A 21,441-nucleotide genomic window follows, 5' to 3' on the forward strand; every position below is an offset into this window, starting at 1 on the left:
CTCTGTCATGTGCTCAACGTCATAGCTGACTGGCCGGTCAATCAGGTCAGCGAACTGTTACCCTGGCGAATAACCCTGCCAACTGAATAACCCGTTCCCGTCAATACGGTTCTCGCTGTACGCTTACGTTTAATCTGCAAACCGACGGTATAAAGCTTCTCGCCATCGGAGCAGGCGTACGCCTTCTGCTGGTTCGTGAGGAGGATGTTACGGATTTCAGTCAACTGCGCCACGGCATTGGCGTCTACAACAGGTTGGGGCGCTGCAGCGGCAACGGCTGAAAAACCAAAGAGTGCGGCAAAAATTAGTTTCTTCATTTCATTTCCTTTCGTGCTATATCATTTTGATTATCGGCAGTTGTTCCTAAAACCCGACAAATTTTTGAACTGTCACTCTGGCCATTCCATATCTGGCTGTGGTGAACTTGTCTGTTTTGGGGAGAAGAATGGCTCGTTTCTGTGCCGGGCAGGAGGAACATAGGCAGGTTGTGGAAGTGTCAGGTTCCTCAATATTGCATCCGGCGCCAGCTGAATTTCTTCAGCGTTTACTTCCGTCGATTCTGACTCAGGTTTATTGAGTGTGATGTACCGGATTGTTCGTTCCGCCATAGTGGTTGTTCTGATGATCTCCAGCGCTTCTGCCCAGAGGTTTTCTTCCCGTCCTCCGTGGTCCATGTCATATTCTGTCATCAGATTGTGTGCTTCCTGCCGATTGGCCAGCCGCTGCTGGAAGGTATCGATTATCTTCCAGGGTTCAGTTCTGGCCGCTTTACGCCGGCGCGAGGGTTTTTCTGTAAGTACACCAATGATTTTGCTGACGTTCTCCGCTGCCGGCAGACGGCGCTGTGCTGTTCGTGGGACAAGTTTGCGCAGTTGCTTAAGATTCGGTGGGTTAATCGTGATATATCTATTGATAATGACGGGGGCATTGCATGTTTTATCCTGAGGTTCGATGTAGAAAGATGCTCCTGGAACTGGATCACCTTGAAACACTGTGTAGTTCTCACCGGGTTGTAGCTTAATCAGGTCCTGCACATTGATTTTGTTCTCCATCTGGATATTGATGTGGTCACCATCGATCCAGGAAGTGCCAATGAGACCGTCTTGCCGCTGCAGGCTGACCATATTCGCCCGGGCTTCCTGCCCTGCAGCATTACTGATTGTTCTTGCCGTTTTATCATCACTCACGATTTTTCCGGCGACTTTGGTGCCTGCGTTCTGCATAAGGGTTGCGACGTTGGCCGCTGAGGTCTGATTTTCAATGCGCTCCTGGTCCTGACTCATCATTACAAGTGCAAACTCAAGAGAGCGTACCTGTGTAGCCTGAACGGCTATTCGCTCAGTGTAGTAGGCTCCCACCTCATCGAGATAATTCATGTAGGGGAATTTGCCTTTGTATTTGGTGATTTCAAGCGCTTCTGAGTCCAGTCCCTCCAGCTTGTGTCCAAGGTCCCGGGCCAGGATCATGCTCTGCTGGGTAACAAACATTCTCCCCAGTGCAGAGGTTGTGTGCTGCGACGTGTTCATGGCCGGGATCAACACCAGGAGTATGCGGTCGCTGTGAATACTGTCACGAATATCGATGTCGCCGGCATCCTCAGCGAAGATATTGCCGAACGTTTCTGTGAATGTGTTGAAGGTTTCCAGAAACTGGCCCGTCAGGTAGCTGTGCTGCTTGCGCGGCTCTTCTGTCCAGGCTGAAGGCTGCCGCACGGTGGCCATATCGAAACCCGGTACGTCTACCAGATAATTATAGAGCGGAGAGACAGCTTCTTCTGGCCACTGATCATCCACGGCACGGCAGTAAAGCCCGGCCAGTTTCTCCAGCGGCATAAACTCGCGGAGCAACTGCAATGACATGGTTTTGTTTTCACGGACACAGTAAAACTTTGTGCCAAAGACCAGCGCCTTGTTCATTGCAATAGCTCTGGACTGCCATTCTCCACCCTGTACGTTGGTCGGCAGCATTGATTGCATCGTCTCAGCCACAAAGGCCTCAGTGCTGTAGCAGAAGGGGTTCCACTGGTGAGACTGTGGCCGACTTTTATCTCCGTTCTGGATCATCTCACTGCGGGACATGCCGCTGTTCATGAAGTTGATGTACTCCACATCGTCCTCACGCCCAAAGCGGCGAGCCAGATAGTAGCAGGTACGTGCAGTGTCGTTCTGCGCCTTGCCGTCAACAAAGGTGAATCCCCGTCCCCAGCAAAATGAATTGAGCATCCACGCATAGATGGTTTCGGTTTTCCCGCCACCGGTCGAGGCAAAGAACATTACATGGCGGGTCAGATCGTCAAGGGTGAGCCACAGCTCGCGTCCGATATCATTCATTCGCTTATAGCCAATGTAGAATATCCCCTTACCTTTGCTTTCCTGCGTTGTTTCGTACTGAAACAGTGAGGGAAATGCTCTGAAAAAACTGCGTCGTACCTTCCTGTCTTCAGACGGATCTACTTTATTGAGGTGGACTGGCATTCGCATCGGCATGCGCCAGCGGTGGGTACCGAAGCTGATGCTGGCCACTATGGCCAGCAAAAGAAAGAGCGGTATGGCGAGTGGCCAGATAAAACTCGCCACCACACTTCCAGCCATAATTCCGGCATACAGCAGGTGGTCGCGCATAAGCTCAAGAACAGGGGAATTCCAGGCATTGCGCTTCATTAGCGCCTGATTTACGGGCGTATTATTCATCAGAATGCCTCCGGGAAACCCCGGCCTTTAGGCCGGGGAGGAAAGGAAGCGGTTTTCCGGCTAACTGCCTTTTGCATAATCAAATTGTCCTCTTTAGTATGTGAAACGATGAAACGCGCCTATAAATACCGGTTTTACCCGACACCAGAGCAGACTGAGCTTTTAGCTCAGACGTTTGGCTGTGTACGTTTTGTCTATAACAGCATCCTCCGCTGGCGCACGGATGCGTACTACGAGCGAAAGGAAAAGATCGGCTATATACAAGCCAGCGCGCGATTAACTGCACTGAAAAAAGAGCCAGAATTCGCCTGGCTGAATAACGTTTCCTGCGTACCCATGCAACAGGCGCTACGCCACCAACAAATGGCCTTTGCTAACTTCTTCGCCGGACGAGCCGCATATCCAGCCTTCAAAAGCAAACGCCACAAGCAGGCGGTTGAGTTCACTGCGAGCGCGTTTAAATATCGTGACGGCAAGTTGTACATGGCAAAGAGCAAGGCGCCGTTATATGTGCGCTGGAGCCGTCAGTTGCCGTCTGCGCCATCCACTGTCACTATCACCAAAGATGCCGCCGGACGATATTTCGTATCCTGTCTTTGCGAGTTTGAACCTGTATCACTGCCGATTACCGTTTCCACGGTCGGCATTGATGTTGGTTTAAAAGATTTGTTCGTCACCGACAGCGGATTCAAAACCAGCAATCCACGCCACACGGCTAAATATGCGAAGCGACTGGCTTTGCAGCAACGCATGTTAAGCAGGAAGAAAAAAGGCTCAAAGAATCGTGCCAAAGCCCGCTTAAAGGTCGCCAAACTCCACGCGAAAATGTCCGATTGCCGGATGGATAACCTGCATAAGTTGTCCCGCAAACTGATTAACGAAAACCAAGTTGTTTGCGTCGAATCCCTTAAGGTGAAAAACATGATCCGCAACCCAAAGCTGTCAAAAGCGATAGCTGACGCAAGCTGGAGCGAACTTGTTCGCCAGCTACAGTACAAAGGGGAATGGGCAGGGCGTAGCGTTGTCGCTATCGACCAGTATTTCCCTTCTTCCAGACGTTGTAGCTGTTGCGGCTTTACCATGAAAAACATGCCTCTTGATATTCGTCAGTGGCTCTGTCCTGAATGCGGGGCAGACCATGATCGTGATATCAACGCGGCCCGTAATATAAAAGCTGCCGGGCTGGCAGTGTTAGCCCATGGAGAGCCTGTAAATCCTGAACCGCATCACGCGGCTTAGGTTCGGCTCGTTGAAGTGGGAATCCCCGTTCTTCAGGGCTGGGAGCAGTCAAGGGTTACTCCTGGATGCTAAGGGAACTCACAAAACGGTCGACCTGTTCTTGTGTCATTGGATCGGTAATTTTCATGAAGTGAGCGATTTTATCAGGTGCGGCCAGCATGCCTGTTGCCAGACGAATGCCTGTGTCAGTCAGCACTGTCGGTGTACCTGAGAAACCAAATGCGCGGAAGCCTGTATCGTTTACGGCCACTACGGCTTGAGCCGACACGGAACAGTCTGAACTCACCTGTTGAGAGGTCGCCTGTCCAGGAACCTGCATGCCTGCGTCCGGGCGAAAAAGGTCGCTCCATGCTAAAGCACGGGCAGTCAGGTCTTTCTCGCACAATACCGGAACGATTTTATCTACGGCATCGCCACCGTCATTGACTACAGATACAGGGAAAATGACCACGTTGTAATTTTGTGCCAGCTGTTCGATTGCTGGTTCCATGCTTTTGCAAACCGCACAGGTTGGATCGAGGAATGCATACAGCGTACGTTCATGTCCGTTTGAGAGTGGGATGGTGAACAGACCCCGATCGGCGCTGCGCTTCAGTATGGCTACCATCTTCTGTCGGGCTGACTGTTCCGTCGCTTCTGTTGTTACTGGCGTAGGGGGAGTTACCGGTGTTGCTGCCGTCTGCAATGCTTCAGCAGGAGAGGCCGGTAAGGATTCATGGCTTTCCTTCATAATATTCTGCATATTGGCGGATTCAGCCTGTGCAACGTGGCTGACTGTATTGTCAGTCGGCGGGAGAACCGTCATTTTAGGTTGTCCCTGAATAGCGGCAGACTGTCGTGGCTGAACAGGGACAGGCTCTTCAGGTATTGTCAGTTCTGTGCTACTGAAATTAAGTGAGGTATGGTTGCTTGTACCCATGAACCATAACGAGGACGCAATCAACGCACCGCCAACAAACAGGGCAAGGGCTTTAATTCGCCGTTTTATCACCGCCTTACTCTGAGTTTTGAGTTGCAGTGCAATGGTGTTGAATACTTCTACCGCATCGTGCATCGGGTCATCAAGAAGTGTCACGGCTTCTTTTGAAAGCTCATAAAAGGCAATGAGTTTTTTATCATGAATGGCCATACGCTGTGGTTCGCGGAATATGAGCAGGGCCTGAGGATCGCCTTCTCCGCTTTGATGTAAAACCACAATTGTGTCGTAAATGAAATCGTTACAACGAAAGGTGGTGTAGGTGCTTTTCTGTGACATAAGGAGACTCCAGTAGACGGTATGTTAATTCGCGTTAGATATGTTCGGATTTTCAGAAGATGGGAGCGTCGTCGCCTCCCGGGCGAGTGATAACATCTTCCGTCAGTGACCAGTTGGTCCGGATGCGGCGCTTGCGGTCTCGGTCTGGCTGAGGTTCGTCCCAGATTAGCCCCAAGGACAGCATATCGATGCGCAGTCCCTCAATGGCTTCATCGACGCAGGCTTGCGGGCAGGGCAGGCCAAGTCGTATAGCCTCACTTTCGGTGCGGGCGACGGCGACGATACCTGCTCCTTCAATAAATCCTTTGGTGGTGTTTGCCCGGTGCAGGGCATAGAAGAGGGGACGATCCACTCCCTTGAGCCATAACCAGTTAGGCGGTGTCAGCCGTAAATCATGTGCGTACAGCCAGACCATGCCACTTCTGACGTAGCGGTGCTCATGCAACCACTTTTTCGCGCCTTCGCTCTGGATGACACGCTTAAAGGCAGTTCTGGCCAGCGCATAGACTGGTACTGAGAATTTCCCCTTATCACGGCGACTTTTGAGACGGCAGGAACGGTTCAGTTCATCCATCAGCGCTTTTGCTGCCGGGCGATCGTCCAGGAAAAACTGAAGGCCGAATATTGCGAACAGAGTTTTTTCATGCGGCGCAAGGCTTTTCCATCCATTCAGCGGACGTCCCAGCTGCGCCATGAAAACAGCCCGGCAGCGGGCAACATCGAGCTGCATGTTACTGATGAGTTGATGTTCTTCTACGAAACCTTCCGGGGTTTGTGCCGGACGTCTTTCCGGGCGACGTTTATCCAACAAGAGACGACTGGCATCTCCCTCACTAAGGATGGGGGAAATTGCAGGAGAAATAGCTTCCATGGCGAACGGCAATGTACTTATGTCGAGTACCCGCCGAGTTTGCCAGTTGCGGGCTGGATGGTGTAACCAGCTCCACAGGGAAGCGGTGGACAGGGGAATGAGGAATATCATCAAGATCCCTGTAGTTTGCTCCATCACGTTGATCCACTGATCGTACGTGATGTATTGGGCATTGTTGGCGGTGACGGCCAACAGGTTATAGCGCGGTGCGGCCCAGGTATGGAATGGTCCAAAGTCAGCCATACCCCACAGGATATGCAAAATGAAACATGACCAATACACAAACTCGGGCAAGTACAGCCAAGCGACAAGCAGAACCATAATGCCCAGGATGGCGAGGGCGCCGAGAAATTCAAGCGGGTCATTCGATCCCACGCGAGCGGATGTCATGGATAAACTCCCAAGATGAAGACTAACTAAATAAAAAAGGGCAACAACGCATGGACTTATCTAAAGTCTGTAGGCGTGTTTACTGATGAAAACGGAAGGTGAAAATATATTGATTGGTTAAAAATTAAATTATTGTGGATCTGATATGGATCCCCTTTATTTGAGTAATAATCAATAAGGAGTCAGATTGTGGTTTTAATTATCATTGTCTGTTTTAGAGTGAATTTTCAGGGCAATGATCTTCGTTAATAAAAATAGCCGGTAATTAAACCGGCTATTTATTGGAGGGGAGTAGATGTGTTTTAGGCAAGAACGGGAACTGGTAGTCCTGTCAGAGCTTCGATCTCGGCACGTTTTTTATTCACGACATCATTGAAGTTAAAGTTATAGCTGTATCCTTTATTGTTCATTGCGTGCAAATGGTTAGCAATACTGGATGCAGCGCCGGTATCAATAAGAATCATCGGCAACGATGTGAACTTTGTGAACAGGCGCAGCTTTGAGTCTTCAACCTCTGTACGGGTTAGGCTGTAAGCATCGAAACCAATGACATCCATAACGTTGCCAGGATAGATTCTGATGTACAAAAACGTTCCTTGCTGGAAGTCGAAACCCAGATAGGTACTTTGCCAGAAGAGCCAGCCTTCTGAGTTGATGTCCGGCTTGAAGTGCCCTGTATCCTTGATTTTCTCAATAACAGCAAGGATCTTTTTTTTGCGATTATTGGCTATAGCATAATTGATAGCAAATGGAGCGACTAACAGAAAGCAACTCGCTAATGCGTATAGATACGCCTCCGCGCGAACAAACTCATCCATTGAGATAGAAAGTGAGCAAAGCAAGAAGATCAGCACGAATGAGATAATGCCGAACTTCAAAAATAATGATTTTGCTACAGAGTATAAAACCCACCACTTAGGGAATCTATCTTTCATAGTCAACCCTCCTTATGTTTTGTTATCTATATTATAGCGACACTGTATAGATGTCCACTCATTAGCTTTTTATTCCATCATTATTATTTTCACCAGGACCATTCATTCCCTTAGTATTAACTCCAGGTGTATGCCGTATATTTCTCCCACCGGCTACAAACATATCTTTCACTGAGCCAGCCATACTTCCAAGGGTATTGGCTGCATCCCGACCACCAAGGAAGGAAATGACGTAGTCAGGTAAATAGGCCTGCAAAGCGAATATGCTAGATACAAGAGTTGTGCAAATCCGAGCATAAATCATTAAAAAACCGGCCATGCTGAATAACCCTGTCAACGAGTTTGCTTGAACATTGACCAGAGCTGCGCCAAAAAGTGCATGAAGGATAGTTCCGGTCGCAACAATAGCAACGGAAGCAAAGAAAAATCCAAAAACCATGAGTGAGGGACGAATCATGGTATCGATAAAGTAGATGTAACCATATGCTGCTCGACTACCTCGGTCCTGAGACGTACCCAGATGTGTGGCCCCCCACAGAGGCCCAGCTGCACAACCCACCAAAACACTTACTATCCAGTTACCAATACCAGTCATCCAGTAGATAAACGGAATAAATGGCAAGTAAATTGAAAGTGTAAATCCAGCGCTAAACATAAGTAATAACAAGAAGTAAACTGCTGGGGAAATGGCATCAAGCCCTTTATCTACAGCACTAATTGCACCTGTCATATTGACAACTTTTCCAAGAAGCGATGATTCCCCCCCTGCAACCACAGCACGTAGGATGGTGTAAGCTGTCAAAGTACCTTCAGCTGCAACAAGAGTGTAATCCCCAACATTTTTCATCTTAACTAAAGGGTTTACTTGTCCTGTTGTAGTACCAGTTCCACTATAATTTGTTGCAATATTGCTTGTTAAACTTACGAAAAATGGGGAAATGGAGTTCATGAGTATGCTATTTGGATCATTACCCTCTGATGCGTTTAACTCATTTTTCGATGTTGTTGTGCCTGCAGGAGGAACATAACTGGAGTTTTGCAACTGAGTTCGATAGGCACTCATTAACGCGCTGAAAAGATCACCGCTGCCAATTTCCCCTAAAGAGGACATCCCACTGGTCGCCGGCGCGCGACTGGCAACTTCAGTTAGGCGTTGGTTGGCCGTTGCGAAAGTTTGATACCAAGCGCCGAGAGCCGCCCAGCCGTATGTATCGAGGTAATTCCTGACAGCATCCTGAATGCCATTTTGCTCACTCTGTGCCGGCAGCGCACGCTGTACTGTTTGTTCATAGTTGCTGGCAGCGCGTTGAATGCGGGTTTCTATATCCGGGAGTGTGCCGTTTCCGGTCGTTCGCTTATTCATAAATCCTGTAACAAACTCGCTGGCAGCGCTATCCATATCCTGAATCATTGCTTCCATCGCTTTGTTTTGTGCGTCCACGACTTCACGTGTGTCGCTATTACTGAAGGGATTAAAGAAGCTCCCAGAGCCAGACGAGGAGCCTGATTTCTGTTGTTCCGGAATTGTTGCTGTGCCACACACTCCACTGCCATTAGTGACCCGGTAGGTATAATTCCCTCCAGACGAACTGGATATCTCCATCATTTTTGCTGTGGTGGAATTGGCAGTGCTGCTGTAATCGTCTAGTGCTGTATTGATGGCGTATTTACACAGCTGCATCTCAAAAATGCCACGTGCAGAAGTACGGGTTGAGGCCTGTGTGGGCTGCACAGTCAGGGAGTAGCCGCTGGCAATATCACTTGCTGCTTTGGACACCATCAGGTTGGCAGAACCTACCCCCATAATCGATGCGCCCCAGAGGATGATGAGTTGTGACATACTCCAGCCATTGGCTGTCGGAATAATCATCAAGAATCCTGAGACTGTACTCAGCGTACTGGTGATATCGCGATCTCCACTGAATACCTTGCCCTGATGCCCCGTTTTGTTGATGTACTTTAAGCCAATAATTACAAACCAGACGACGGCAAGGACGGCAATAATTCCGTTAAAGAGAGCAAACAGATTCCCGATCATCGTGGTATTACCGGCGGCGAGAGGGTCTAGCACCACGTCGCCGAAGATAGTGACCAGAGCCTGTCGGGAAAGGTCCTGGGCATTGGTCGCAGCAGAGACTATATCATCGTAAGTGACACCGGCGCGTGCCGGGATAGCAGGTATAAGCAGCCCTGCACAAAGCGCACGAATGAGATTTTTCACGGTAACTCCGGATAAAACATGAATGCCGGGATGGCGGTTGGGGCAGAAGAGGGCCGTTATTTTCCGAGAATGGAATCTCGTAAGGCATGTGTTTCCGTCCTGAAATGCTGAAAGGTGCCTCCTTCAGCAAGACTCACACGCCGGTTGCGTAACTGCCACAGTCGATAGGTTACGATTAGCGCTTTTGACCACGCCACGCCAGCGCCGGAAAACAGCACCACACAGGTGCTGATCTGGTGTGCAGTGATACTCCCACCGATGATGAATGTTGTCAGTGGTGCAAGCGGAACGAGTATAATCATAAGCCAGAACAGAAATCGCCAGCGCCGGCGCTGGCTAACATACCCCTTATCCAGCTGTTCGGTAGTACAGCCGGATTCCTCAACGGCTTTTTCCCAATCAGGAGAAGCAGGCAGTTTGTCGTCGGTGTTAAGCTCAGGAAAGGCATCACGCATTCGCTCCAGATTGCGTGATGTCATGTGTTGAGCTGATCGTAGAAACCACTTCGTTTCCTGCACAGGTAGAAAGATGCTAAGCAATCCGATGGTGATACGCCCGGTGAGGCTTTTTTTTCGTGAGACTATTTTTTCAGATGTCATTTGGCCGCTCCCTGGTTCATGGCTGATTCGAGTTGTTTTAGTCGTGGGGCATAGGACTGACGGGCAAAGGCAGCGAGCAACTGGCCGTCGATAACGTTCCCTTTGCGTATCAACTCTTTAATGTCATTAAGTTGCCAGTTCATCTGCGCCGTGGTTCGGATGAGTTCGCGCATAAGGTTATCTCCGTTCATTTGCTGCAGGTCAGAGAGATAGGCTGTATTGGCATATCGACGTCCGGCCTCAAAGGATTCAAATTCTCGCTGGCTCATGTAGCCTTTCGCTTTCGCCTCCGGTGAAGCCACATCATCAAAATACTGCGCTGCGGAAGGGGACTGCAGTGCTTCTTTCAGGGCATCACGGGTGGTTTCACTAGGCTTACTGTCGGCAATCAGCGAGAGCTGAGGTTCAGAGGCGGCATCGGTGATACCGTTGTACTCGTTGAGCAATCCTACATACGTCCGTCCGGTTACGGTGTTGACTTCACCTTTACCGGGCGTGCGACCGGCCGAAGGGCGCGATGTGTTTTTCATGTAGGCCATTGCGGCGTCGGTCTGTTCCTGTGTCCAGGACAGTGCTGGTGCCGTCCCTTCCGGTCCTGCTCCACCATAGATCGAGCGTACTTGGCTGTCACCACCGGGCATTTTGCTGACGGCTGGGCAGATCCCCGTCCCACCAAAACGCTCATATTCTGCTGCTGTGCAGTACGCTGCATGCACGTTCGCACCGTCATAAGCGTCGCGGGCCTGCTCTTCTGATGCAGTGGAAATCCTCTTACGCACCGCTGAGCTGGAAACGCCTTTGCCGGAAGAGAGTTTTGATGCAGTACTACCTGACGCACTTTTACTTTGTGCAGCAACGCCGGAGGCTGAATCACTGCAGACCGAATCCGGTACCGAAAAACTCTGTCGAGCTTCTTCCAGCCGCTGGGTTTCATTATTGAAAATCATTTGCTGACGGGTGGCCTGTCCATCCTGATTAATCAGCGCACCGAGCTTGTCAGCATTCTGTGTGATTGCTGTACCGGTGGCCTGCTGCATCTGTAGTATTTCGACCAGCGTTGCCTGGATGGTGGCCATCTCAGGCAGAACCTGAGTAGTTATCGGAACACTGGAGTTCACGTTGACTGTTAAAGCACTGGCAACTGTGGGAAGGCTGGACGCGATGGCAAGCGCCAGCGCGGGGAGATGGCGTTGTATCATGAAATTCTCCATTTAGTTGAGCGGGGTAAATACGTTGGGAAGGCGAGCTGACTGTGGGTCGGGGGCGAGGGCTACCAGAGGGAAGGTCTGAAAGCGTCTGCTGATACGTCCTTCCCGGCTGCGGGTGTCTATGATAGTCAACCCACGACGAGCGATCCGTGAGTGAGTTGAAGGGGTAATATCCAGTACCGGCCAGTCTCCTGGGCTGAGTTGTGGGGTCTCTGCCCCCTCCGGCCATAACCAGGTATCATCACTTAACACCGTCCTTATATCCTCAGGTAACAGCCACTGGACCACATGACGCGATTCTCGCACCTGTTCGCCTGGCTCTTTTACCTGCCATATGGCCGTAGTAACCAACTGGCGAGGACGATCTTTGATCGTAAGAAGAACGCCACAGGCTTCTTGTGGAGCCCGACGATCAGTAGCGTATACAGCACGAGAGTTCACTGCACTGTCTGTACGAAAGTGACGAGATGGTAGAACAAACTCCACGCCGTCAACATCGATCATCAGGCGTGAAAGTCTGACCTGTCCCTTTGCCGGGCGACGGCAGCGTGGCGTCAGGTGGATGGAACACATCACAGGTCATACCCCAGTTCGTTAATCATTTCGTCCGCCATCAGTTCGATGACACCCTTATCACCACGGACGCCACTGTTACGCTCTCTGTACTCAATGAGTTTTTTTGCAGACCCACGTGGGAACTTATCTGCCAGCAACTGACGGGCACGGGCAGTGCCGATCGTCGCGGAGAGATTTTTGCGTAGCGCACCGTCTTTTTTGTCTGAGTTAAGCGACCACAGCTCCAGCGGTCCGAGCGTAAACCGGACAATCCGCGCCAGCGTGCCCTGGGTCGTGCGCATCATACACAGCATCGGTACTCCACTACCGTCTGCAGCAGGACCGGCTGGCATACGCAGGAAAGCATGGAGATTGTGTTCGGGGATCTTAAAACTGTCCCGTAAAAGAGGGATGTCTTCCTGGCGGTAGCGCAGCAGCCAGAGGGTGTTGGCAGAATCGAGCAGGCTTTTCGGGTAGTCGGTAAGGAACTGGGTACTTAACACCGTGCGGATGCCAAACTTACGCTGTTCCCTGTCCTGCGTGTCCAGCGCTTCGAAGATGAAATCAATGCCCTTGACGTTGTGTAACTCGTCGTAGATTTTGGTTTTCATTTCGCTGTCGAGTTGGTTGATACGCCGCATAATGCCCGGGAGATAGGCTTCCGGCACCGTTTTCACTATCTCTTCCTGATACTGAGGAAGCGTAAAATCACCAGCTGTTATGTGGCCAGCAAAGAGGAACATTATGCCGGTTTTCAGTCTGCCTGCCGGAGTCTTATCGCCGGCGACGTTGTTTAAGTCTACGGCAATAATGCGTGTGTTCGGGTTCAGCGCGAAACGAGTCCGACTGGCCATCATCGGATAGTCCTGACGAGCCTGAATCATGCAACGCTCAATGTATTCCAGCAGTGGCTCCTGTGAACCGTCACGCTGTACTCTGCCAAAACTCTCCTGAATTGCCTCACTGCGTAGTAGCGCTGGCATATCAGCGAGTTCGGGTACTGCCTGATAGTGCGCCCGTTGAGCCGCGGATAACTGCCCGCGCTCATGGAGGAGATCACGTACTTCATACCATGGCGTCGCAGTCCACCATTCCTGATCGTGCTCATCTCTCAACCCGGATGACTCCAGTGCCTCATCCACTTCTGGCTCTACGTTTGACCGGAACATGTTTGGCTCAATACCGCTGCGCATGTCGAACGCCAGATCAATCAGGCGGTTCACTATCTGCCGGGTATCGGTCGGGTTAGGAGGCGTCCCTTTATCCGGTTCTATACAGAAGGCCATCAACATGGACGCGATAAATTGCTTCTCCGGCGTTACTGGCTTATGGGCACCGTACAGGATATCGAAAACATTGCGCGACTTAGACGGGTCGTTGCTGAGAATAATACCGACGGCTTCGTCCTTTCGCTCCTCCGGCAGACTGTCACGAATCAGCTGGATGAACCCCATAGCGCTGAACCCTTTATCGATATGCGCCACATAGGGAAGTGAAACTTGGGCGGAAGATACCTGTATTTCCGTCAGGGTATTAATCAGTACCGACTTACCAAGACCTGAGTCACCTGGTGCAAGTTCGGTGTGCTTGTTCTGTCGTGAAGAACCCAGCCCAACTTCCCAGGCGCAGCCGTCTTCAGTGTGCAGCATCAAATTACCTTCCCCGCGCCAGACGGAACCTGGTCGGTTGAAGGGCAGCATAGAAAGCGCATGGGATAGTGGCGGATAAAGCGGGACGGGGCCTGAACCTGCTGACGCTGCCAGCATGCTGTTTACCCATCCCCGACGTGGATCACCGAAGGTTGTGGTCGTGTTACAGACTCCCCATCCCTGCATAGCTGATTCAAGCAGCATCTGATTACGGGTGCATATTTCACGGGTACGCCCCCAGGTGGAAGCCACAATGGTCATCACACAAACTGGATCTCGTTCATCCGTTTCAGCCAACTGCGTAAAAGCGTCGTAAAGAGGACGAATGGAGGGAATAAATTGTCCAAATGATGAAATATTCTTTTTCCAGCCCAGCGCCTTCATCCCACCCGGCATTATATCGATCCGAATACGCCAGGGAACGGCACGTGGAACCAGTTTAACCAGTTCATTGAAGGGGCTGGGGTTCTGAGGAGGCAGAGTTATGGCTACCATGCCATGCCATAGTCCCTCTGCAAACACAAGATTACCTTCAGTTTTTGGTGTACAACCAAAAACCTGAAAATTCAGGAAGGGAGCAAGCAGAGCCGTGGCGTCATCATCCTGAAGCGTACCCGAGGGTGCGGCTTTCCCCGGCAGTGCCGGGCGCCATGCTGCCGATGTGCTGTTACGTGCTGTTTCACGTCTGATTTCGTTACAGAACTCAGGCACGTCTAGCAGGCGGACAAGTAAGCCGTCTCCGCCGCGTACGAGTGCTTTTTCAAGAGTAGAGATAAAGCTGTCATGCCTGATCTTCAGACCAGACATTTGCCAGCGCCAGGGCTCCTGTCCAAAGCGCGCGACCGGCGCTTTATCCTGGATAGCCCGAACGGTGGTATTGAAATCTGCTCTTTCCTGATGGCTCACCAGTGTCGGTGAACTCCAGACGGCAAGCCAGCATCGCTCACGGACAAGCCAAGGTGAAATTACGTTTACCTTTTCATTGAGCAGGTCATCCAACTGGATGCCGATGTGCTGAATTGAGCGTTTTTGTGGGGCGATCATGGTGCTGACTTCGTCACGCCCTTTTTCCGGATCTCGTTCAAAAATGAAGGCCAACTTATGGCCGGTATTTTTCCAGGTCGTACTGAGTGTGGATGTGAGGTGCGCGATCATTCCTTCAAACGCATCCGGATGGTCGGCTGAGGCGGTTTCTGATAGTTCACGCAATGCCCCGGAAATTTCAAATACAGAGAGGTAATAACCATGATGGGTTACGCCAATATAAGGTGCTTCCAGCCAGGGTCTGAGTTCCAGGTCGTGTTTGTCCAGTCCGATCACAGTGCGAATGTCGCAATAGTCGACAAAGTCAGCAGAGATGGTGAAACGGGAAAAGGTGTTCATAACGTCTTCAATGGCGAAGACAAGGCGGTTGATATTCATAGCAGTGAAGACTCCACCAGGATGGCGTGTATTGATGGGCTCGATGGCGCATCTGTGTGACGAGGTGCGCTTCAGTTTTGTGTGACAGTGGTGCCAGTGGGCAGCGCCGATACTATTTTTTTCTGCGGGATTTCTGACAGCACGTCACTGTCCGTTACTGAATCCGGTGTAAGGATCAACGCCACTCCATTCATTTTCTGTCGCATGTCATCGCGAATGACTGGCGGGAAGCGTTTAAGCGCATCGGCATAATCAGCAGGCCGCCACCCTCCGAAACGTTCTTCCAGAGGCAATCGATGCCGGGTCAATTCCGACAGCACCCGGCGACCCTCCCGAATTTTGTAAGGAATGTTGCTGAAGACGGCCTGCAGCGCTTTTCGGTTCAGGGCGACGACATTACGTGGATGCAGATCCGGTAACCAGACCATTACCCCCTGAGCAGCAGCAAACCCGTTGAGGGCATGCCAGGCGTGGCAGATAAAACAGAGATTAAACGGCTGCGTGAGCCGTTCGAACTCAGCATATTCAGTATCAGACAGTAAACCGGTATCGGTCAGAAGCGCGGTGGGAATCTGGCGCAGGGCAAGGCGGCGGGCTGCAAGTGATGCGTGCTGCATCCCGGTTTGTGCGGCTTTCAGTGCACGAGTATGTTTTTCGTATTCAGCCGGTACCTGTGGCGTGGGGCGGGACGCCAGCTGAGCCAGCGTATCTTTCGCTCTGACGAGTCTGGCCTTTGCATCATGTGCTTCTTCCGCAAGTCGGGTTAAGGGCAGGGATTCCGGTAACATAAACAGATGTTTCATATCAGCACCGCAGCAATAGCAGCGTCCCCCTGAAACGCTCACAGGGGCAGGAAGCTGGGGGGCTGTGGTATGGACAACATCAGGTACTGGAAGTGAATGTAGCCACCGAAGGTCAGGTGTCTTTTTCTTATTACTCATCGTTTTCTCCTGAAAGGGTCGGTAAACACCGACCCTTTCCTGTGCTTAGCTGATATTGACGGAGCTGGTACCAAGCTGTTTCTGGGTACGACTCATAACTTCAGGGACAACGGCCAGCAGACCGCCAATAGCCAGACCTGCACAGCAGCGGCCCACGGTGATCTGCGGGTTGGTACCAACTTTTTTGAAAGCCAGCAGGGAACCGATGAAGATGAATACTCCGATCGCCTGGGCAATTTCCAGGCCAGAAGTTTTACCACTTTTAGCACCGGCAGCGGCGCTGCTAAGCATGTCAGCAAGATCGCCTTCGGCGAAGGCCATGCCGGGTAACAGGAACGTGGCCAGGGCACACAACCCCTGAATCATTCGCTCACGGCACTTCATCATGGTCAGCTGACAGAAAATAACAACGGCATAAATACGCGCGGAAATAGCACGGAAAAGTGACATGGTGTCTCCTTGGGTTATAAAAAAACGAATGGTGTTAAAAAGCGAGTCCGAAGGTGGCGAGCGCGGCATCGATGAGCTGAGGTGAAAAGACCATCGCGGTTCCGGCCATCAGTTTTACGGTCGCGGCACGAATGCTTTCGCTTGAACTGAGCGCGGTATGCCCTTCAAGTTCTGAACGTCGAAACATATCTAGTGCTGCATAGACAAATCCCACACCTGCGAGCCGAACCAGGGAAAGCACGGCGTTAGCGGCCCCTGCAGCAACGCCGTAGGTGGCGGGCTGCACATAAGCGATTGCATCAAAGGATGTAGCGCCAAAACCAAGCTGAGCACCACTGGCATTAATTATGGAGGGAAGGGATACCAGTGCGGCGCAGGAAAAAAGGCCAATAGCGAACCTGCCCGGGGATAAGGGACCACGACTGGAACGTTGCCGGACCAGTAGGGCGATGAGGCCAAAAAAACCAATCATCTCAGACCAACTGAACAGTAAATCCAGTCCAGCGGTGAAGATGCCCGAAGCCAGGTTCTCTATTAGCGTAATGGCATCCAGTGCCATTAGCGCAGGGTTCCTCCTGTTGTCACCACAGAGCGTGTGGCGGGATCAATCTGACGAATAGTGACTTTACCCAGCGTATCCCCCTCCCGGACGGACCAGGTACTGCCCTGCCATTTAATCCAGGCCATTCCCGACTCCAGTGACATGATTTTCATGCCTGAAATAGCACTGGCTACCTGCCGTTTTTGGGACCTGGAAGCGGGTTTTGAGGTATCAGTGACGCTTGCCCGGGCTTCCAGTACTGCCAGCTTTTGTATCAGGTCATTAAGCTGGGCACGCGTTTCTACCGCGTATGCCTCATCCCTCTTGATAGCATCAGACAGACGGGTGACGCTGTCTTTCAGTGACGTCATAGAGTCATTTATCTTTCGATCACGGTCGTTCAGCTCGTCACGAATATCCGTCATCATGCTCGCCGTATCGCCCTGGAGCATCGGAGGTGCAATTTGTGTCGCTGGCTGCGCTACGGGGATCGAAGCCCTCGTGTGCTGGATAGTCTCAACTGCATTTTGCGGTGCACCGTCGAGCGTACTTTCAACCTCACTGAAGCTGCTTTCAGACGGTGTGTTATTTGTAAATGACAGTGACGGACCGAACAGATACCAGAGGCTGGCCACTGCCAGAAGAGTTATCCCGAGAAGCCACGGTAGAGAATAGCCAAACAGCAGCTCCCGTTTCCATAAAGGTGGTTTCTGACGGGGGTCTGGCGCGCCAAAATCATCCTCGTTTTCCAGCGTATCTTCTTCAGGTATGTCAATTTGCTGATTCATCATTGTTCCTCACGGGTACGGTGTCGCCATATTGACGACGGATTTCAGCCTGGCGGCGCGCTATAGCTTCCTGCAGGCGGGATTCAGTTTGCTGCTCTGCTGCAACAGGTGTTGGTGCTGATGTACTGGCAGCGGAGAGTGCGGCCTTCTTATTACTGATAATGTCGTCTGAAGTTACTGATTCAACGAAGAGAATGGAGATAACCTCTTTCTGCTTAACTGTTACCTGGCGGAACGGCTCGCGGGCCATCTCCTGTTTGATGACTTCCGCACCTGTCTGTGCTGTGCCACCGACCATTACGCCAGCTACTGTGCTGCCGTCAGGTTTCCCTACGCGTCCGGTGACTGTTCCGACGCTGGACTGCATGACTTGAGTATTAGCATCCTTGTACAGCCCCCCCAGATCTCCAAGACCACCTAATACAGCTGGTAGAACGATGTGTGTCCCCCATCGATGGTTGACATCGGAAGCTATTGAAGACATCAGGTTTTTCTCGCTCTGTGCGCTTGCTTTTACGTTCAGTTCCATTCCTTTCCAGCTCATACTGGTGAATTTGATATCGAGTCCATTTCCGGCAAGTTTTACTGAAGGGCTATGGAGTCTGGCGCCAGCCAGCGGCCCTGCAGGTATGACCGCAACCACCTCTGAGTTGGGGTTATCCGAATCCACGGCAGTCTCCATATAACCGGACGCACGAGTGAGTGCAGGGATGAAGACCTGTGCGCTTTCTGTTTTAGCTGTGGATTCTGCCTGGCGGCCAGCACCAGACTCTGGTGAAGTCCGCGTAACGCTGGCCAGTGCAGTGGCCAGAACCGGTGCGTCACCGCCCGCCTGCGCGGCACTGATTCTCGTGAGCAGTTTCTGGAGTTGAGCCTGGCGCTTCTCGTTTGCCTGCTCTTCTCCTGCCGTGTTTTCCGTGCGTCGTGACGATTTTCCCGACTGTGGAGATGGCGGATCTTGTGATGCCGGCTTTGTTACCGGCGGCTTATCAGGCGGGGGGTCCGTGACTTCAAGGCCTACCGGGAGGCTGGCGATAAAAGATGAATCAGTCCGTGCGGCTTCTTGCGCACCTAAGTCGTTTGAGGCTTTCAGTAGCTCACGGTATCGCGGGCTTTCTGTTGTGGTGGTTACGGCACTTGAGGCAGTGCCGTTAAGATTGACGGCAGAATCCTTTCCTGAAGGGTCATGTGCCAGCCATGACACTAACCAGTAACCGGCAGTTAGTAAAACCAGGGCTCCAAATCCGATTATTGAAATAAGTTTTTTGCCGTTATTTCCGGCATCCTGTTCTGCGCTCATTACTGAAGCTCCGGCGTGACGTGAACGGATTTCCCGTTCACTGAGAAGGTCAGTAACGGGGTGAGGGGGAGTTTCCAGAGATGTGTGCCGTCCGCTGAAGAGAGTGTCTGTTCAAACTCATCGCGAAGCATTGCCCGGGAACGGACCATCAGATCATCACCGCTTTGCCATATAACAGTGTCAGGAACGTTGCCCTGGAATTTGAGGCGGTGGGCATCTTCTGGTGGAGTGCCATCCAGAAAGGCCTGCAAAGTGGCACTATGGAGTGCGATTTTATCGACTGGCGCGCCTGGGGCCATGGTGCCGGGACCCAGGCGTGGGACGCGTAAATCCAGTCGGCTGTCGATCTCCTGGCTGGCTGTACGGGTGTCTGTCTCACCACTTGTCACGTTAATCATGACCGGTACATCGAGTCCTTTAAGATAGACGGATATGTTCCCTGCCGCCCACGGACGCAGTGGGGTGATAGTCAGCATGTTGCTACCAGCATTGAACTTCACATCAAAATTTTTCGGACTGGCATTAATTGGCGGATCCGACTGTGGCCACGGCGCACCACTGATGTCTGTCAGGGTAACGACGCTCTGGTTGTTCATGGCCGTACGTACCAACGGGATACTGGCTCCTGGTGAAAGATTAAGGGTTAACGAACTGATGCGCGGAACCACGCTTATCATTGGAGCATTTACCGACCGCTCGTTGTCTGTCAGTCGCAGACGCAGTTCGCGTATCTCATCCGCTGACAGAGGCGAGTCCATGCTTGCCGCTTCGTCTACCAGCGGTGAGCTTTGTCCTGGTGCCGGTAACTCCCCACTAATCCGGGTTGCGGGTACGTCCGTTGTATGTGGTTCAGCACCTTGCTGGGCTGGAGCTGCACTTGTTGCGCCAGGTGTCCTGGCGTTCTGCCAGCCAGTATTGTCAGCAGCGACTGCGAGAGCCGGACCACACAGCAGTAGCGCGGTCATGAGATAACGAAGTTTCATGGCGGGAGCCTCAGAGGTTGCGGGGGGCGTTGCGTGAGATCATCTGGCGGATTTCCATCCCGACAGGTTTCTGTCGTGGATCTACGCGCTGGATGGTGATTTCGAAAACAAAAGGTTGTTCGGGCTTGCTGGTTGTCTGACCAACCAGACGCAGACGTACCGGATATTGCATAGTCCAGAACCAGGTTCCATCAGACAAGCGTCCACGCCGGATGACGACACCAGCCCCAACGGAGCCGGTAAGGTTCATACGTTCACGCTTCAGGGCATCATAGATATTGGAGTTAGTGAGCGCCTGGATGTAACTGGCGTGCCCTTCTTCAGAGAATAGCGAGGCCGTAGAAGATACCTGCTCACGATAGTGAACGAAGTCCAGGTTAAAGGCCCGCATCAGCGCCTTGCTGCCAAAGGCGATTGCATCGTCCTGGCTCCATGCCGGTTCGGATGTGGGAGCCAGGCGAACCAGGCGTCCGCTGTCGGTGGCAAAGTAATCTCGTGGCTGTTGTATCAGAGCCCAGGTTAAACCGGCGTTGAGGATTATGCTGATAAGCAGGCCAGTCCCCAGTCGGAGATTACTTTTCATAAGCTCCGGTGCCATTTTCTGGCGTTTTTCTGCCGTGATCATCATTTTCACGGCGTCGTTCAGCGGATCCTCCGCAGGGGAGGTGGCCCGCCCCTTTGCAGGGGGGGCCGGTTGAGTCAGTTTTGTCATAGGTTTCAGGAGTTGAAGTTTTTCCAGGGATCGATGTTGTCTGGAATCTGTTCGTTGACCTTATCAAGGGCAGCTTCGCAGACCTTATTTTCCAGTTGAGAAATGATGTCATCGAGCCCGGGGAATTGCGGCAGGCTCACTTTGACGCTCTTGATACGGGACAGACAGGACTGCAGGGAGGATGAGACATTGCTTTCGCGCTGTTCCCAGGCTGTTGCGGCCGCCCTGGCTCGCTCATAACCAGCCTGACTACCCGCTTCAGCGGCACTTCCTGCTCGGCAGGTCGCCGCCGTAGCGGTGGTAGAAAAAAGCATGAAGCCGGACAGGAGTCCGGCTTTAAGCATGTGATATCGCATTCTCTCTCCTTATCGGCTTAGCGGCCGGGGCTGTGGGAGTGTTCCTGATGAAGCGCCTTTTCCTGTCTGCCCTCCGGCTTTCGTGCGTCATCCCATTGTTTCCAGGTCTGTTCAAAACCCAGACGCTGGAACAGGGTGTCTGCCTGTTTTTCCGGTGTGTAGAGTCGGGCAGGAAGTGGTGTATCTTCTTCCCGACCTTTCAGGTGGAACTTCATCAGCTGGGGAGCGGCACGGGTGGTGCCGTCGGGTTCGAAATTCACCGCCTGCCCGTAACCCGCAAAGCGGGGGCCGTCGTCGGTGATGGCATTGATAACCAACTGACTATTGTCGGTAGTT

19 protein-coding genes are annotated in these 21,441 nt (G+C 51.9%); 2 read left to right on the forward strand and 17 right to left on the reverse strand.

The features are described 5' to 3' along the window. On the forward strand, positions 1–90 hold a 90-nt coding region (locus OOJ59_RS24345; RefSeq protein ID WP_231877188.1), incomplete at its 5' end, for a hypothetical protein. Positions 91–389: 299 nt separating this feature from the next. Here the strand turns inward: OOJ59_RS24345 and trbC are convergent. After that, positions 390–2,690 (reverse strand): F-type conjugative transfer protein TrbC, encoded by a 2,301-nt coding sequence (trbC, locus tag OOJ59_RS24350; RefSeq protein ID WP_069325145.1) that lies wholly within the window; start codon positions 2,688–2,690, stop codon positions 390–392. Positions 2,691–2,798: 108 nt separating this feature from the next. On the opposite strand from trbC, the gene OOJ59_RS24355 reads away from it, so the two are divergent. Further along, positions 2,799–3,929 carry an RNA-guided endonuclease InsQ/TnpB family protein gene (locus tag OOJ59_RS24355; RefSeq protein ID WP_145996428.1) on the forward strand — a complete coding sequence of 377 codons (1,131 nt, stop codon included), beginning with the start codon at positions 2,799–2,801 and terminating at the stop codon, positions 3,927–3,929. 55 nt (positions 3,930–3,984) lie between these two features. Here the strand turns inward: OOJ59_RS24355 and OOJ59_RS24360 are convergent, their stop codons facing one another. From OOJ59_RS24360 to OOJ59_RS24435, 16 genes are all read right to left on the reverse strand, one after another. Beyond that, the gene (locus tag OOJ59_RS24360) at positions 3,985–5,184 is read right to left on the reverse strand and encodes a thioredoxin fold domain-containing protein (protein WP_099530116.1); all 1,200 of its coding nucleotides are present in this window, start codon (positions 5,182–5,184) and stop codon (positions 3,985–3,987) included. Positions 5,185–5,236: 52 nt separating this feature from the next. Further along, complete coding sequence (locus tag OOJ59_RS24365) at positions 5,237–6,445, reverse strand: secretion/conjugation apparatus DotM-related subunit (protein ID WP_048227648.1); 1,209 nt, start codon at positions 6,443–6,445, stop codon at positions 5,237–5,239. Between the two features lie 302 nt (positions 6,446–6,747). Then, positions 6,748–7,380: a plasmid IncI1-type surface exclusion protein ExcA gene (excA, locus tag OOJ59_RS24370; protein ID WP_087879562.1), complete on the reverse strand. Its 633-nt coding sequence runs from the start codon at positions 7,378–7,380 to the stop codon at positions 6,748–6,750. Between the two features lie 61 nt (positions 7,381–7,441). Further along, the gene (locus tag OOJ59_RS24375; protein ID WP_099530113.1) at positions 7,442–9,601 is read right to left on the reverse strand and encodes a DotA/TraY family protein; all 2,160 of its coding nucleotides are present in this window, start codon (positions 9,599–9,601) and stop codon (positions 7,442–7,444) included. Positions 9,602–9,657: 56 nt separating this feature from the next. Next, positions 9,658–10,200 carry a conjugal transfer protein TraX gene (gene traX / locus OOJ59_RS24380; protein WP_145996427.1) on the reverse strand — a complete coding sequence of 181 codons (543 nt, stop codon included), beginning with the start codon at positions 10,198–10,200 and terminating at the stop codon, positions 9,658–9,660. Further along, on the reverse strand, positions 10,197–11,399 hold the full coding sequence (gene traW / locus OOJ59_RS24385) for a conjugal transfer protein TraW (protein ID WP_099530111.1): 1,203 nt from the start codon (positions 11,397–11,399) through the stop codon (positions 10,197–10,199). The genes traX and traW overlap by 4 nt, the downstream gene beginning before the upstream one ends. Positions 11,400–11,411: 12 nt before the next feature. Then, the gene (locus OOJ59_RS24390) at positions 11,412–11,984 is read right to left on the reverse strand and encodes a conjugal transfer protein TraV (protein ID WP_161556285.1); all 573 of its coding nucleotides are present in this window, start codon (positions 11,982–11,984) and stop codon (positions 11,412–11,414) included. Then, positions 11,981–15,034 (reverse strand): conjugal transfer protein, encoded by a 3,054-nt coding sequence (locus OOJ59_RS24395; RefSeq protein WP_048227643.1) that lies wholly within the window; start codon positions 15,032–15,034, stop codon positions 11,981–11,983. The genes OOJ59_RS24390 and OOJ59_RS24395 overlap by 4 nt, the downstream gene beginning before the upstream one ends. Positions 15,035–15,105: 71 nt before the next feature. Further along, positions 15,106–15,837, reverse strand: coding sequence for a hypothetical protein (locus OOJ59_RS24400; protein WP_069325142.1), 732 nt, complete (start codon positions 15,835–15,837; stop codon positions 15,106–15,108). Between the two features lie 183 nt (positions 15,838–16,020). Continuing rightward, on the reverse strand, positions 16,021–16,425 hold the full coding sequence (locus tag OOJ59_RS24405; RefSeq protein ID WP_048227642.1) for a DUF6750 family protein: 405 nt from the start codon (positions 16,423–16,425) through the stop codon (positions 16,021–16,023). Between the two features lie 34 nt (positions 16,426–16,459). Continuing rightward, positions 16,460–16,984, reverse strand: a complete 525-nt coding sequence (gene traQ / locus OOJ59_RS24410; protein WP_048227641.1) for a conjugal transfer protein TraQ — start codon at positions 16,982–16,984, stop codon at positions 16,460–16,462. Continuing rightward, entirely contained in the window at positions 16,984–17,757 is a 774-nt protein-coding gene (gene traP, locus OOJ59_RS24415) for a conjugal transfer protein TraP (protein ID WP_129719564.1), read from the reverse strand. Before traP ends, traQ begins: the two co-directional genes overlap by 1 nt. Continuing rightward, positions 17,738–19,054, reverse strand: coding sequence for a conjugal transfer protein TraO (traO, locus tag OOJ59_RS24420; RefSeq protein ID WP_099530109.1), 1,317 nt, complete (start codon positions 19,052–19,054; stop codon positions 17,738–17,740). Before traO ends, traP begins: the two co-directional genes overlap by 20 nt. Then, the gene (locus tag OOJ59_RS24425; protein WP_048227638.1) at positions 19,054–20,037 is read right to left on the reverse strand and encodes a DotH/IcmK family type IV secretion protein; all 984 of its coding nucleotides are present in this window, start codon (positions 20,035–20,037) and stop codon (positions 19,054–19,056) included. Before OOJ59_RS24425 ends, traO begins: the two co-directional genes overlap by 1 nt. A gap of 10 nt (positions 20,038–20,047) precedes the next feature. Then, positions 20,048–20,749, reverse strand: coding sequence for a DotI/IcmL/TraM family protein (locus OOJ59_RS24430; protein ID WP_048227637.1), 702 nt, complete (start codon positions 20,747–20,749; stop codon positions 20,048–20,050). 5 nt (positions 20,750–20,754) lie between these two features. After that, complete coding sequence (locus OOJ59_RS24435; protein ID WP_048227636.1) at positions 20,755–21,105, reverse strand: hypothetical protein; 351 nt, start codon at positions 21,103–21,105, stop codon at positions 20,755–20,757. Between the last annotated feature and the right edge of the window lie 336 nt (positions 21,106–21,441).

The sequence above is a fragment of the Citrobacter sp. W9 genome, from assembly GCF_026719375.1.
Taxonomy (GTDB): Bacteria; Pseudomonadota; Gammaproteobacteria; order Enterobacterales; family Enterobacteriaceae; genus Citrobacter; species Citrobacter werkmanii.